Annotated in this window: 12 protein-coding genes; 9 read left to right on the forward strand and 3 right to left on the reverse strand. The window is 68.6% G+C overall.

What is annotated here, in order from left to right; genetic code table 11:
• Genes tssK through tagH form a run of 3 tightly spaced genes read right to left on the reverse strand, consistent with a single transcriptional unit; the run spans position 1 to position 3,365 of the window.
• Complete coding sequence (tssK, locus tag LJF27_RS16015) at positions 1 to 1,335, reverse strand: type VI secretion system baseplate subunit TssK (RefSeq protein WP_023117262.1); 1,335 nt, start codon at positions 1,333 to 1,335, stop codon at positions 1 to 3.
• Positions 1,336 to 1,350: 15 nt separating this feature from the next.
• Positions 1,351 to 1,815, reverse strand: a complete 465-nt coding sequence (tssJ, locus tag LJF27_RS16020) for a type VI secretion system lipoprotein TssJ (RefSeq protein WP_004351964.1) — start codon at positions 1,813 to 1,815, stop codon at positions 1,351 to 1,353.
• Between the two features lie 44 nt (positions 1,816 to 1,859).
• Positions 1,860 to 3,365 (reverse strand): type VI secretion system-associated FHA domain protein TagH, encoded by a 1,506-nt coding sequence (gene tagH / locus LJF27_RS16025; protein ID WP_016263986.1) that lies wholly within the window; start codon positions 3,363 to 3,365, stop codon positions 1,860 to 1,862.
• A gap of 367 nt (positions 3,366 to 3,732) precedes the next feature.
• On the opposite strand from tagH, the gene tssA reads away from it, so the two are divergent.
• From tssA to tssH, 9 genes are all read left to right on the forward strand, one after another.
• A complete protein-coding gene (tssA, locus tag LJF27_RS16030) occupies positions 3,733 to 4,767 on the forward strand; it encodes a type VI secretion system protein TssA (RefSeq protein ID WP_003104975.1) in 1,035 nt (344 codons plus the stop codon).
• A gap of 88 nt (positions 4,768 to 4,855) precedes the next feature.
• Positions 4,856 to 5,374: a type VI secretion system contractile sheath small subunit gene (gene tssB, locus LJF27_RS16035; RefSeq protein ID WP_003083666.1), complete on the forward strand. Its 519-nt coding sequence runs from the start codon at positions 4,856 to 4,858 to the stop codon at positions 5,372 to 5,374.
• A 12-nt stretch (positions 5,375 to 5,386) separates the two neighbouring features.
• Entirely contained in the window at positions 5,387 to 6,883 is a 1,497-nt protein-coding gene (gene tssC / locus LJF27_RS16040) for a type VI secretion system contractile sheath large subunit (RefSeq protein ID WP_003104973.1), read from the forward strand.
• Positions 6,884 to 6,958: 75 nt separating this feature from the next.
• Positions 6,959 to 7,447: a type VI secretion system receptor/chaperone Hcp gene (hcp, locus tag LJF27_RS16045; protein WP_003083670.1), complete on the forward strand. Its 489-nt coding sequence runs from the start codon at positions 6,959 to 6,961 to the stop codon at positions 7,445 to 7,447.
• Between the two features lie 167 nt (positions 7,448 to 7,614).
• Positions 7,615 to 8,460 (forward strand): type VI secretion system accessory protein TagJ, encoded by an 846-nt coding sequence (gene tagJ / locus LJF27_RS16050; protein WP_003119488.1) that lies wholly within the window; start codon positions 7,615 to 7,617, stop codon positions 8,458 to 8,460.
• Between the two features lies 1 nt (position 8,461).
• Positions 8,462 to 8,971 carry a type VI secretion system baseplate subunit TssE gene (tssE, locus tag LJF27_RS16055; protein WP_003104971.1) on the forward strand — a complete coding sequence of 170 codons (510 nt, stop codon included), beginning with the start codon at positions 8,462 to 8,464 and terminating at the stop codon, positions 8,969 to 8,971.
• Entirely contained in the window at positions 8,968 to 10,827 is a 1,860-nt protein-coding gene (gene tssF / locus LJF27_RS16060) for a type VI secretion system baseplate subunit TssF (protein ID WP_003083676.1), read from the forward strand. Before tssE ends, tssF begins: the two co-directional genes overlap by 4 nt.
• A complete protein-coding gene (gene tssG / locus LJF27_RS16065) occupies positions 10,791 to 11,837 on the forward strand; it encodes a type VI secretion system baseplate subunit TssG (RefSeq protein ID WP_003104969.1) in 1,047 nt (348 codons plus the stop codon). The genes tssF and tssG overlap by 37 nt, the downstream gene beginning before the upstream one ends.
• The gene (gene tssH / locus LJF27_RS16070; protein ID WP_010793589.1) at positions 11,830 to 14,538 is read left to right on the forward strand and encodes a type VI secretion system ATPase TssH; all 2,709 of its coding nucleotides are present in this window, start codon (positions 11,830 to 11,832) and stop codon (positions 14,536 to 14,538) included. Before tssG ends, tssH begins: the two co-directional genes overlap by 8 nt.
• Positions 14,539 to 14,558: the final 20 nt, after the last annotated feature.

Consider the following 14,558-nt stretch of genomic DNA (forward strand, 5'->3'; position numbering starts at 1 on the left):
TTATCCTCGAATGGCCCAGAAGGCCAGGTTCAGCCCGGGGAACTGGCCGGCGATGTGGAAGGCGAAGCCGCCGGAGTGCGTCAGCTGCTTCCAATGCGCGCTGCCGCGGTCCAGTTCGAAATAGGTGGAGCCGGCGTGGTAGGGGATCTGCCGCGGCGCCACCGGCATCGGCAGCAGGCCGATACCCGGCAGTTGCAGGTTGACCAGGTCGCGGATGTGCTCCACCGAGCCTACCTTGGCCTGCTGCGGGAAGTGCCCGCGCAGGCTCTCGCCGGGGACGTCGGCGCGCACCACCAGGACGAAGCTGGCGTTGTCGATCAGGCTGCGGTCGCTGAGCATCGCGACGTGCACGCCGTAGGCCTTCTCGACGATCGGGATGGCGATCGCCTTGGCGTCGATCACCGTCGCCAGCGCCTGGCGCAGGGCGAGCATCACCGGGGCGAAGCTGGCGGCCAGGTCGTCGTGGTTGTACACCGGGTACTCCTCGGGACGCCGCTGGCTGGCGGTGAAGGTGCAGAACTCGCCGGCCAGGGCCACCAGTTCGCGGTACAGCTCCTGCGGGTGCAGCGGGCGCACGCGGGACAGGTGACCGGTGAGGGCCTCGGCGCGGTTGACCAGTTGCAGCAGCAGGAAGTCGGCGATTTCCGAGGCGCCCCCGGCGCTGGATGCCACCACCCGCCCGGCGAGGGCTTCGCCGCGCTGGTGGAGCAGGCCCAGCAGCTCCTTGGCGAAGGACGCCAGGGGCGGCGCGGCGGCAATGTCGAGCACCGGCGGCAGGTAGTCCTCGTCCAGGCTCAGGGCCTGGTCCGCGCGCTTCTCGCGGACCCGCGCGACGCCCACCGCGGCGTATTCGCCGAGGCCGTCGCGCTCGGTCAGCAGGCGGAACGCCTGGCTGCCCAGGGCCACCGGGGCGCGGCTCTCGAAGGCGGCATTGTCGTCGCGCACTTCCTGCACCTGGCTGACGTAGCGGGCGCCGCCGAGGGCCTCGCCCTCCTCTACCGTGTCGCGGGTGCCGACCCGCTTCAGCGGCAGGCCGAGGTAGACGATGCCATCGCGCAGGCTTTCCTCGACATTCAGCGGCGCCGGCGCCGGATCGTCGGCGGGGATGTTGAACGGCGTACCATCCGGCAGCACGCCGCGGGCGTTGACGATGGCCAGCTTGCCCTGGGTCAGCAGGGCATCGTCCAGCTTCAGCTCGGAAAAGCCCCAGCCGCCCGCCAGGAGCGAGCGGCAGCGGCCATCCACCAGGGTTTCCAGGTAGCGGTCGTGCTGCTGGAAATGTTGTGGCCGCAGGAACATGCCTTCGGACCACACCACGCGGTTATTCCAGGACATAGGGACTCCGAAGGTTCAGGGCGCGGGACGCGCGACGATGCCGATGGCCTGCGCGCCGAGCGTGATGTCGAGATGGCTGGTGCGTTGCCCCGGCACGGCGAGGACCTGGCGCCAGGTGGCGCGGTCGAGGTCGCGGTAGGCGGCGACGAAACCGAGCTGGCGGGTCTGCTCGTCGAGCGTGCGTTCGATGCGCCGTTCCTCGCCCGGACGCAGGAGGAACTCGTCCTGCTCCACCAGGTCGCCACCGAGGGTCGACTGGGCGTTGTCGGTGAGGGCGAAGTAGTCGGCGCGGCCGAACGCGGTGTCTTTCTTCAGCTCGTACAGCCGCAGGCGCAGCGGCGCCGCCTGGCCGGCGGCGGACGGGTTGAGGTTCGGTGCGGCGTGGAGCCAGATCACCACCCGGGTCGGCGGGGTTTCCGGCGGGCTGGACGAACAGGCGGCGAGCAGCAGCCCGAACAGCGCGACGATCAGTTTCTGCATGGTGTCGTCCTCATTGACGTTGTTTCTCCTGGTGTTCGTTGGCGTCAGGAACGCCGTAGTCGAGCGCTGTGTTCCTCGTAGGCGCGGCTGAATTCGCGGCCGAAAAGCTCCTGGAAGTCGTCCTCCGCCTCGCGCAGGATCTTCGCGTACAGCTCGGTGAAACTGTCCCAGTTCTGTGCCTGGCGGGCCCCCGGCAGCAGGCCGGAAAGCCCGGCCGGCTTGCCGAAGCGGGCTTCCAGCGCGGCCGGTTCGAAGCGCGCCAGCAGGTGGCGGATGGCGGCCTGCACGCCGGCCATCACCGCCAGCTGGTGCGCCTTGAGGTCTTCGAAGCTGTCGGCCACCGCGCGATCCGGCGCCATGAACGCCTGGTTGTCGCGGCGCAGCAGGAGCAGCATGGCCTCGTCGACGTTCGGCGCGAACTTCAGCGGGTTGTTCTGCACCGGCTGGATCATGGTTTGCGCCATGCGGAACTCGCCCTTCAGGCTGGCCCGCGCGCGCAGCACGTCCACCAGTCCTTCCACCAGGCCGCGATAGCTGCGGCCGATGGCTTCCATCTGCGCTTCGGCGCCGGCCGGGTCGACCTTCAACTGGGTCATGCCGGCGCCGCGCAGGAACGCTTGCAGCAGGTCGCCGCCGGCCGACGCGGCGGCGCTTGCCGGCGGCGTCGGCGCCGCCACGCTCGCTGGCTGTGGCTGTGGCTGTGGCTGTGGCTGTGGCTGTGGCTGTGGCTGTGGCTGTGGCTGTGGCTGTGGCTGTGGCTGTTGGGTGATCCCTGGGTCGGCGAAGGGCATCGCCAGCGGCGTCGGTTCGGCCGTCGGCAGCGGCTGGGCGACGGGCGTGGCGCTTGGCGCGGGCGTGTTGCCGAGCAGTTCGGCGAACGGGTCCCAGTCGGCCGGAATCAGCGGTGCGCCGCCAGCGGGCGGTGGCGCCGGGGTGGTCGCGGGGGGCGGCGGGATCACCGGTTCCGGCGGGCGGAAGTCGTGCTGTTCGGCCGGTACATGGTCCGGACGCGGCGCCGCGCCGGGCGGCGGCGGGGTGAGGAAGTCGAACAGGTCGGGCTTGGTGTCCAGCGGCGAGCCGCCCTGGAAATGCGCCGTCACCGCGGGGTGCGGGGTGGGCGCCGGTTCGGCGAAGGCAGGCGCCGATCCGGCGGCCTGCCGGCTCATCAGGGCGTCGAAGCTGGTGAACGGATCGGTCTGCGGATTGCCGCTGCCGGGCAGGGCGATGTCATGGCCGAGCTGGACGAGGATGTCGTATTCGCCGAGGCGGACGGTCTCGCCGTCCTGCAGCGGCTCGCTGTTGCCGCGGCGCAGGCGGTGCCCGGCATTGACCAGCAGCACGCCGTTGGTGCTGGTGTCGGTGAGGTAGTACACCCCGTCGCGGTTGAGGATGGTGCAGTGGCGGCTGGAGACCAGGCGCTCCGGGTCCGGCAGGACCCAGTCGTTGTCCGGGCCCCGACCGATGGTCAGCTGTCCCTGGTCCAGTACCTTTTCCGAACACTGACCGGGGGTCAGCTTGTGGTAGCTGGTGATGGTCAATCGCAGCGGCATTGCTACTCCTTGCATTGCCAGCGCCCGGCTCTTCCAGGCGCTCACCCCCGTGCCCGAGGGATTTCGGTTCGCATCCAGGCTGGCCCGACGGCTTTCCGGCGTTTCGTCGCCTCGGGAAGACACATCGGGTGATACCGGATTATAAAAGACTAATCCTACGTCTTTTAAAGATTTGTCCGATCTGCGGTGTCATGCAACTAGTGGCGTTGTGCCTTCCTTGACAAGCCTTGCGGCATGCCACAAGAATTTTGCCAACCTTTCGAGTCATCCGATATTCATCAATGGCTCCTACAAGATCCGACGGAGTGGATCTTACAAGCGAAGGTGAGGGCCGCGCAGCGGCTTCGATGATAGGGAGATCGTCACCGTGCTGGATGTACCCGTTTTGCTGGCTGCCGTATCCCCGGACTCGCCCTGTGGCGACGATCTGGAGTACGACGCCGCGTTCCTCGAACTCGAACGCATCGCCCAGGGCCAACCCGAGCGCCAGATGGGCGATGCCGTGCTGCCCGCCGAACCGCCGGAGTGGCCGCGCGTACGCGCGCTGGCCAGCGAACTGTTCGGCCGTAGCAAGGACCTGCGGGTAGCCAACCTGCTGCTGCAGAGCAACGTCGCCCTCGACGGCCTGGACGGGCTCGCCGACGGCCTGCTGCTGGTCCGCGAGCTGCTCGGCCAGTACTGGGACGGCGTCTATCCGCTGCTCGACGCCGATGACGACAACGACCCCACCTTCCGTATCAACGCCCTCACCGGCCTGGTCGCCGAACCGCTGCTGCAACTGGTCTGGGCGATCCCGCTGGTGCGCTCGCGGGCGTTCGGCCCGGTCAACCTGCGCGCCGCGCTGAACGCCGCCGGGCTGCAACGCTTCGCCAGCGAGACCCTGAGTCCCGAGCAGATCGCCGGCGCCTTCGCCGATGCCGACGCCGATGCGCTGGCCGCCACCCGGCGCGCCCTGGAAGGCGCCCAGGAACATGCCCTGGCCATCGAGAGCGGCGTCGCCGAACGGGTCGGCTCGGCCCAGGGACTCGACCTCGGTCCCCTTCGTCAACTGCTGCGCCAGGCCCTCCAGGTGTTCGACCTGTACGGCCCGCAGGGCGCCGGCGAGCCCTTGGCGCCGGGCGCCGAAGCGGCCGCCGACGAGCAGGGGGGCGCCGCGCCTGTCGCAGCCGTCGCCGCGCCGGCACCGCGAGCCAGCGGCGAGATCGCCAACCGCGAAGACGTCCTGCGCCAGCTCGACCGCCTGCTCGAGTATTACGTTCGCCACGAGCCGTCGAGCCCGGTGCCGGTGCTGCTCAAGCGCGCCAAGACACTGGTGACGGCCGACTTCGCCGAAATCGTGAGGAATCTCATCCCCGATGGGATTTCCCAGTTCGAAACCCTGCGAGGCCCGGAAAGCGAGTAACGCCTAGCGGCCGTCCGGGCCAACGCTGCAAGCCGCCGGGGCGATTCCGACGGCGCTAACAACCGCCGTCGCGCGAGGGAGAAACAAGATGGGAAGCACTACCAGCAGTCAGAAGTTCATCGCCAGGAACCGGGCGCCACGCGTGCAGATCGAGTACGACGTGGAGTTGTACGGTGCCGAGAAGAAGGTCCAGCTGCCCTTCGTCATGGGCGTCATGGCCGACCTCGCCGGCAAGCCCGCCGAACCCCAGGCGGCGGTCGCCGACCGCAAGTTCCTGGAGATCGACGTGGACAACTTCGATGCCCGGCTGAAGGCGATGAAGCCGCGGGTGGCCTTCAACGTACCGAACGTGCTGACCGGCGAAGGCAACCTGAGCCTGGACATCACCTTCGAGAGCATGGACGACTTCAGCCCCGCCGCGGTGGCGCGCAAGGTCGATTCGCTGAACAAGCTGCTCGAGGCGCGTACCCAGCTGGCCAACCTGCTGACCTACATGGACGGCAAGACCGGCGCCGAGGAAATGATCATGAAGGCGATCAAGGACCCGGCCCTGCTTCAGGCCCTGGCCAGCGCGCCGAAGCCCAAAGACGACGAGCCGCAGGCGTAAGAGGATTCCAGCATGGCCGAATTGAGCACCGAGAACCTGGCCCAGGGCCAGACCACCACCGAGCAGACCAGTGAGTTCGCCAGCCTGCTGCTGCAGGAGTTCAAGCCCAAGACCGAGCGCGCCCGCGAAGCGGTGGAGACCGCCGTGCGGACCCTCGCCGAGCATGCCCTGGAGCAGACCAGCCTGATCTCCAACGACGCGATCAAGTCGATCGAGTCGATCATCGCGGCGATCGACGCCAAGCTCACCGCGCAGGTCAACCTGATCATGCACCACGCCGACTTCCAGCAACTGGAAAGCGCCTGGCGCGGCCTGCACTACCTGGTCAACAACACCGAGACCGACGAGCAACTGAAGATCCGCGTGCTGAACATCTCCAAGCCGGAGCTGCACAAGACCCTGAAGAAATTCAAGGGCACCACCTGGGACCAGAGCCCGATCTTCAAGAAGCTCTACGAAGAGGAATACGGCCAGTTCGGCGGCGAGCCCTATGGCTGCCTGGTCGGCGACTACTACTTCGACCAGTCGCCGCCGGACGTCGAGCTGCTCGGCGAGATGGCGAAGATCTCCGCCGCCATGCACGCGCCGTTCATTTCCGCCGCCTCGCCGACGGTGATGGGCATGGGTTCCTGGCAGGAACTGTCCAACCCGCGCGACCTGACCAAGATCTTCACCACCCCGGAATACGCCGGCTGGCGTTCGCTGCGCGAGTCCGAGGACTCCCGCTACATCGGCCTGACCATGCCGCGCTTCCTGGCGCGCCTGCCCTACGGGGCGAAGACCGATCCGGTGGAAGAGTTCGCCTTCGAGGAAGAAACCGACGGCGCCGACAGCAGCAAGTACGCCTGGGCCAACTCGGCCTACGCGATGGCGGTCAACATCAACCGCTCCTTCAAGCTCTACGGCTGGTGCTCGCGGATCCGCGGCGTCGAGTCCGGCGGCGAGGTGCAGGGCCTGCCGGCGCACACCTTCCCCACCGACGACGGCGGCGTGGACATGAAGTGCCCGACCGAGATCGCCATTTCCGACCGCCGCGAGGCGGAGCTGGCGAAGAACGGCTTCATGCCGCTGCTGCACAAGAAGAACACCGACTTCGCCGCCTTCATCGGCGCGCAGTCGCTGCAGAAACCCGCCGAGTACGACGATCCGGACGCCACCGCCAACGCCAACCTGGCGGCGCGCCTGCCCTACCTGTTCGCCACCTGCCGCTTCGCCCATTACCTGAAGTGCATCGTTCGCGACAAGATCGGTTCCTTCAAGGAGAAGGACGAGATGCAGCGCTGGCTGCAGGACTGGATCCTCAACTACGTCGACGGCGACCCGGCCCACTCCACCGAGACCACCAAGGCCCAGCACCCGCTGGCGGCGGCCGAAGTGGTGGTGGAGGAAGTCGAAGGCAATCCGGGTTACTACAACTCGAAGTTCTTCCTTCGCCCGCACTACCAGCTCGAGGGACTGACGGTATCGCTACGCCTGGTATCCAAGCTGCCTTCGGCCAAAGAGGCCTGAGGCATTCAACGACAGCGCCTGCCATGGTGGCGGGCGCTTGCATAGCGTAGTGGCGCGAGCCACACGGGAGGAAAGATGGCTGTTGATATGTTCATCAAGATCGGCGACGTCAAGGGTGAGTCCAAGGACAAGACTCACGCCGAGGAAATCGACGTGCTGGCATGGAGCTGGGGCATGTCCCAGTCCGGGTCGATGCACATGGGCGGTGGCGGCGGCGCCGGCAAGGTCAACGTGCAGGACCTGTCGTTCACCAAGTACATCGACAAGTCCACGCCCAACCTGATGATGGCCTGCTCCAGCGGCAAGCACTATCCGCAGGCGAAGCTGACCATCCGCAAGGCCGGCGGCGAGAACCAGGTCGAGTACCTGATCATCACCCTGAAGGAAGTCCTGGTGTCCTCGGTGAGCACCGGCGGCAGCGGTGGCGAGGATCGCCTGACCGAGAACGTGACCCTGAACTTCGCCCAGGTCCAGGTCGACTACCAGCCGCAGAAGGCGGATGGCGCGAAGGACGGCGGTCCGGTCAAGTACGGCTGGAACATCCGCCAGAACGTGCAGGCCTGATGAGCCGGCTGCCGGTCATGGCGTGGCCAGGCCATGCCGTGGCCGGTGCGAGCGCCCGCCATACCGGGTGCCGAAGGCGCGCGCGGCGCGCCGCGGACCTCGTCCGCCCGACCTCCTGCCGGAGGTACTGAATTCCACCGGGTCGTCCGTCGCGTCCGCCGGGCGCCATGGCCGACCCTTCATTCGCATCCGGGCGCCTGGGCTCCCGGCTACAGGGAAGTATCGCGATGATCGCCGAAGAACTGTTGCGCGCCGGGCGCCTGGACGATGCCTTGAAAGCCTTGCAGGAACAGGTGCGCAGCCAGCCGTCGAACGCTACCCTGCGGATCTTCCTGTTCCAGCTGCTGGCCGTGATGGGCCAGTGGGCGCGGGCGCAGAACCAGCTCAAGGTGGTCGGCGAACTGGATGCCTCGGCGCTGCCGATGGTACAGACCTACTCCACCGCCATCGACTGCGAGGCGCTGCGCCGCGAGGTGTTCGCCGGGCGCCTGACGCCGGTGATCCTCGGCCAGCCGGCGGAATGGATCGCGCCGCTGTTGCAGGCCCTGAGCCTGGACGCCGAAGGCCATGGCGAGGCCGCCCAGGCCCTGCGCGAGCAGGCCTTCGACGCCGCGCCGGCGGTGCCCGGGCGGATCGGCGAAGCGCCGTTCGCCTGGCTGGCGGATGCCGACACGCGCCTCGGCCCGGTGCTCGAGGTAATCGTCAACGGTCGCTATGCCTGGTTGCCGATGAGCAACCTGCGCAGCCTCAAGGTCGAGGCGCCGAGCGACCTGCGCGATCTGGTCTGGCTGCCGGCCGAACTGACCCTGGCCAACGGTGGCGCCACCGTCGCGCTGCTGCCGGCGCGCTACGCGGAAACCGTCGAGCACGGCGACGACGCCGCGCGCCTGGGGCGCAAGACCGAATGGCTGGACAGCGGCCTGCCGGTCGGCCAGCGGCTGTTCGTCACCGATGCCGGCGAGACCGCGCTGTTCGACCTGCGTGAACTGGACTTCGAGCCGACGGACGCCTGACATGGCCGAACTGACCCTCCAGGAGCGCCTGCAGCCGTCGCTGCTCGACCGCCTCACCGACGATGAGCCGGGCAACCTCAAGGAAGCCGCGGAGCGCCGGGTGCTGACCCTGAACCAGCTGAAGGCCTCGGTGCTGCGCGACCTGGCGTGGCTGTTCAACACCACTTCGCTGTTCGACCACGGCCCCGCCGCACGGATGCCGGCCGGCAACTCGGTGCTCAACTACGGGCTGCCGGCGCTGGCCGGGCACACCGCGTCGAGCGTCGACGTGCATGCCATCGAGGCGCTGCTCACCGAGACCATCGCCACCTTCGAGCCGCGCATCATCCGTTCTTCGTTGCGGGTGCGCGCGCAACTGCTGCCCGGCGAGATGGACCACAACGCCCTGAGCTTCGAGATCGAGGGCGACCTCTGGGCCGAACCGGCGCCGCTGCGCCTGCTGCTGACCACCAACCTGGACCTGGAGACCGGCCACGTGCGCGTCGCCCAGGGCGAGCGGAGGCGTACATGAACCCGCGCCTGCTCGAGTACTACAACCAGGAATTGCAACACATCCGCGAAAGCGCCGCGGAGTTCGCCGAGGAATTCCCGAAGATCGCCGGGCGCCTGTCGCTGTCCGGCTTCGAGTGCGCCGACCCCTACGTCGAGCGCCTGCTGGAAGGCTTCGCCTATCTCACCGCGCGGGTCCAGCTGAAGCTCGACGCGGAGTACCCGACCTTCACCCACAACCTGTTGGAAATCGCCTACCCGCACTACCTGGCGCCGACCCCGTCGATGACCGTGGTGCAGTTGCGCCCGGACCCCAACGAAGGCGCCCTGAGCAGCGGCTTCAGCGTCGAGCGCGGGGCCTCCCTGCGCGGCCAGCTCGGCCCCGATGACCAGACCGCCTGCGAATACCGCACCGCCCACCCGGTGACCCTGTGGCCGCTGGAAGTGGCCCAGGCCGACTACTTCGGCAATCCCGCCGCGGTGCTCGGCCGCCTCGCCGCCAGCGAGCCGCGGGCCAAGGCCGGCCTGCGCATCCGCCTGCGCAGCGGCGCCGGCATCCCGTTCGACAGCCTGTCGTTGGACGCCCTGCCGCTCTACCTGCACGGCGCCGACGAACAACCCTACCGCCTCTACGAACAATTGCTCGGCAACGCCTGCGCGGTGTTCGTCCGCGCCCCGGACAATGCCTGGGTCGAACGCCTGCCGACGAGCAGCCTGCGTGCGCGCGGCTTCGACGACGAGGACGCGCTGCTGCCGGTGGTGCCGCGGGCGTTCCAGGGCTACCGCCTGCTGCAGGAATACTTCGCCCTGCCGGCGCGCTTCCTGTTCGTCGAGTTCTCCGGCCTGAACCGCGCCCTGCGTCGATGCCACGGCGAGGAGCTGGAACTGGTCGTGCTGTTCGGCAAGCACGACCAGCGCCTGGAGGGCACGGTGGACGCGGAGCAACTGGTGCCGTTCTGCACCCCGGCGATCAACCTGTTCCCGCGCCGCTGCGACCGCATCCACCTGTCCGACCGGGTCAACGAGCATCACGTGATCGTCGACCGCACCCGTCCGCTGGATTTCGAGGTGCATTCGCTGCAACAGGTGAGCGGCCACGGCAGCGGTCCGGAGCAACCCTTCCAACCGTTCTACGCGGTGCGCGACCCGGCGCGCTACGGCCGCGAGCAGGCCTACTTCAGCGTGCGCCGCGAACCGCGCGTGCTGTCCAGCAAGCAGCGGCGCAAGGGCCCGCGCTCGACCTACGTCGGCAGCGAGACCTTCGTCGCCCTGGTCGACGCCAACCAGGCGCCCTATCGCCACGACCTGCGCCAGCTCGGCATCGCCGCGCTGTGCACCAACCGCGACCTGCCGCTGTTCATGCCGATCGGCGCGCACAAGAGCGACTTCACCCTGGAGGACAGCGCGCCGGTCATGCAGGTGCGCTGCCTCGCCGGACCGAGCCGGCCGCGCGCCAGCCGTGCCCACGATGCCAGCGCCTGGCGGCTGATCAGCCAGCTGTCGCTGAACTACCTGTCGCTGGCCGAGCGCGGCCAGGGCGCCGCCGCCCTGCGCGAGCTGCTGCGGCTCTACGGCGACAGCGGCGATCCGGCGCTGCAATTGCAGATCGAGGGCCTGCGCGAGGTCAGCAGCAAGCCTTGCACGCGGCGCCTGCCGATGCCCGGGCCGATCGTCTTCGGCCGTGGCCTGGAGATCACCCTGGACTTCGACGAGAACGCGTTCCGCGGCACCGGGGTGTTCCTTCTCGGCGCTGTGTTCGAGCGCTTCCTGGCACGCTACGTGTCGATCAACAGCTTTACCGAGACGGTGCTGCGCACCGGCGAACGGGGCGAGGTGATGAGATGGCAGGCGAAGCCGGGCAGCCGTCCGAACCTCTGAACCTGCTCGCCGGGATGGCGGCGGCGCCCTGGGACTATGACTTCTTCCAGGCGCTGCGGCGCATCGAGTGCGAGTCGCCGCAACTGCCGCGCCTCGGTCATTCGGTGCGGCTGGCGGACGACCCGCTGCGTCTCGGGCAGAAGCCCGACTGCACCTTCGCGCCCTCGACCCTGGCCTCGGTGAGCCAGGCCGGCACCGCTGCGGTGCCGCGCCTGGACCAGTTCTTCTTCGGCCTCACCGGCCCCAACGGGCCGCTGCCGCTGCACCTCACCGAATACGCCCGGGAACGCCAGCGCAACGTCAACGACGCGACCTTCAAGCGCTTCATGGACGTCTTCCACCACCGCCTGCTGACCCTGTTCTACCGGGCCTGGGCGGAGGCGCGGCCGGAGATCAGCCACGACCGGATCGACGACGACTACTGGTCGGCGCGCCTCGCCGCGCTCTCCGGGCGCGGCATGCCGAGCCTGCGGGGGCGCGAGCCGCTGGCGGATACCGCACGCTACTACTACACCGGCCACCTCGCCGCGCAGACCCGCTACCCGGACGGCCTGCGGGTGATCCTCGCGGAGTATTTCGAGGTCCCGGTGGCGGTCGAGGAATACGTCGGCCAATGGCTGGAGCTGCCCGAGCGCAGCCGCCTCGGCGTCGACTCGACGAGCCTGGGCATGGACGTCTGCCTGGGCACCCACGTCTGGGACCGCCAGCACAAGTTCCGCCTGCGCCTGGGGCCGCTGGACCTCGATCAATACCAGCGCTTCCTGCCCGACGGCGACCACTTCGTCGAGCTGGCCGCCTGGGTCGCCGAATACCTGGGCGAGGAGCTGGACTGGGACGTCAACCTGGTCCTGCAACGCCACGAAGTACCCCCGCTGGGCCTGCAGGGCGGCGGGCGGCTCGGTTTCAACACCTGGCTGGGCGATCCCGGCCAGGACGCCAGGGATCTACTGCTGGCCCGCCAGTACGCCACTGCGCGGCCGCACGAGCACAAGGAGAAGGAACATGAGTGAGATCAGTCGCGTTGCGCTGTTCGGCAAGCTGAACAGCCTGGCCTACAAGGCCATCGAGGCCGCCACGGTATTCTGCAAGCTGCGCGGCAATCCCTATGTCGAGCTGGTGCACTGGTTCCACCAGATCCTCCAGTTGCCGGACTCGGACCTGCACCAGATCGTCCGCCAGTCCGGGATCGACCCGGCGCGCCTGGCCAAGGACCTGACCGAGGCCCTCGACCGCCTGCCGCGCGGCTCGACCTCGATCACCGACCTGTCCTCCCATGTCGAGGAAGCGGTGGAGCGCGGCTGGGTCTACGGCAGCCTGATGTTCGGCGAGAGCCAGGTGCGCACCGGCTACCTGGTGATCGGCATCCTCAAGACGCCGAGCCTGCGCCATGCCCTCACCGGGCTGTCGGCGGAATTCGCCAAGCTCAAGGTCGAGGCGCTCACCGAGCGCTTCGACGAGTACGTCGGCGCCTCGCCGGAGAACGGCCTGTCGGCCAGCGACGGCTTCAACGCCGGCGCCGCCCCGGGCGAGGCCAGCGGCGCCCTGGCGCCGAGCGCGATGGGCAAGCAGGAGGCGCTCAAGCGCTTTACCGTGGACCTCACCGAGCAGGCCCGTAGCGGCAAGCTCGACCCCATCGTCGGGCGTGACGAGGAGATCCGCCAGTTGGTGGACATCCTCATGCGCCGCCGGCAGAACAACCCGATCCTCACCGGCGAGGCCGGCGTCGGCAAGACCGCGGTGGTGGAAGGCTTCGCCCTGCGCATCGTCGCCGGCGACGTCCCGCCGGCGCTGAAGGACGTCGAACTGCGCGCCCTCGACGTCGGCCTGCTGCAGGCCGGGGCGAGCATGAAGGGCGAGTTCGAGCAGCGCCTGCGCCAGGTGATCGAAGACGTGCAGAGTTCCGAGAAGCCGATCATCCTGTTCATCGACGAAGCCCACACCCTGGTCGGCGCCGGTGGCGCGGCCGGCACCGGCGACGCCGCCAACCTGCTCAAGCCGGCCCTGGCGCGCGGCACCCTGCGCACCGTGGCGGCGACCACCTGGGCCGAGTACAAGAAGCACATCGAGAAGGACCCGGCGCTGACCCGGCGTTTCCAGGTGGTGCAGGTGGACGAGCCGTCCGAGCACAAGGCCATCCTGATGATGCGCGGCGTCGCGTCGACCATGGAGAAGCACCACCAGGTGCAGATCCTCGACGAGGCGCTGGAGGCGGCGGTCCGGCTGTCGCACCGCTACATCCCGGCGCGCCAGCTGCCGGACAAGTCGGTGAGCCTGCTGGATACCGCCTGCGCGCGCACCGCCATCAGCCTGCACGCGGTGCCGGCCGAGGTCGACGATAGCCGCCGACGCATCGAGGCGCTGGAAACCGAGCTGGCGATCATCCGCCGCGAGAGCGCCATCGGCGTCGCCACCGCCGAACGCCAGCGCAACGCCGAGACCCTGCTGGCCGAGGAGCGCGAGCGCCTGGCCGCCCTGGAGCAGCGCTGGGCCGAGGAAAAACGCCTGGTCGACGAACTGCTGGAGACCCGCGCCCGTCTGCGTGCCGCCGCCGAAGCGGTGGACGCCGGCGGCGTGCCGCTGGGCGAAGGCGAGGCGCGTCTCGACGAGGAACAGCGCCAGGCGCTGCATGCGCGGCTGGCGGAGCTGCAGGCGCAACTGAGCGCGTTGCAGGGCGAAGAGCCGCTGATCCTGCCGACCGTGGACTACCAGGCGGTGGCCTCGGTGGTCGCCGACTGGACCGGCATCCCGGTCGGCCGCATGGCGCGCAACGAGATCGAGACCGTGCTCAACCTCGACCGGCACCTGAAGAAGCGCATCATCGGCCAGGACCACGCGCTGGAGATGATCGCCAAGCGCATCCAGACTTCCCGCGCCGGCCTCGACAACCCGAGCAAGCCGATCGGCGTGTTCATGCTCGCCGGCACCTCCGGGGTGGGCAAGACCGAGACCGCGCTGGCCTTGGCCGAGGCCATGTACGGCGGCGAGCAGAATGTCATCACCATCAACATGAGCGAGTTCCAGGAAGCCCACACCGTCTCCACCCTCAAGGGCGCCCCGCCCGGCTACATCGGCTACGGCGAGGGTGGCGTGCTGACCGAGGCGGTGCGTCGCAAGCCCTACAGCGTGGTGCTGCTGGATGAAGTGGAGAAGGCCCACCCGGATGTCCACGAGATCTTCTTCCAGGTCTTCGACAAGGGCGTGATGGAGGACGGCGAAGGCCGGGTGATCGACTTCAAGAACACCCTGATCCTGCTCACCACCAACGCCGGCACCGAGATGATCGCCAGCCTCTGCGCCGATCCGGAACTGATGCCCGAGCCGGAAGCCATCGCCAAGTCGCTGCGCGAACCGCTGCTGAAGATCTTCCCGCCGGCGCTGCTCGGCCGCCTGGTGACCATCCCCTACTACCCGCTCAGCGACGACATGCTCAAGGCCATTTCGCGCCTGCAACTGGGGCGGATCAAGAAGCGCGTGGAGGCGACCCACAAGGTGCCGTTCGAGTTCGACGAGGGCGTCGTCGACCTGATCGTCTCGCGCTGCACCGAGACCGAGAGCGGCGGCCGGATGATCGACGCGATCCTCACCAACACGCTGTTGCCGGACATGAGCCGCGAGTTCCTCACCCGCATGCTCGAAGGCAAGCCGTTGGCCGGGGTACGTATCAGTAGCCGCGACAACCAGTTCCACTACGACTTCGCCGAGGCCGAGTGACAACCGGCGACACGCAGAGC

Origin of the sequence: Pseudomonas sp. 203-8 (assembly GCF_020708595.1) — a bacterium.
Taxonomy (GTDB): Bacteria; Pseudomonadota; Gammaproteobacteria; order Pseudomonadales; family Pseudomonadaceae; genus Pseudomonas; species Pseudomonas aeruginosa.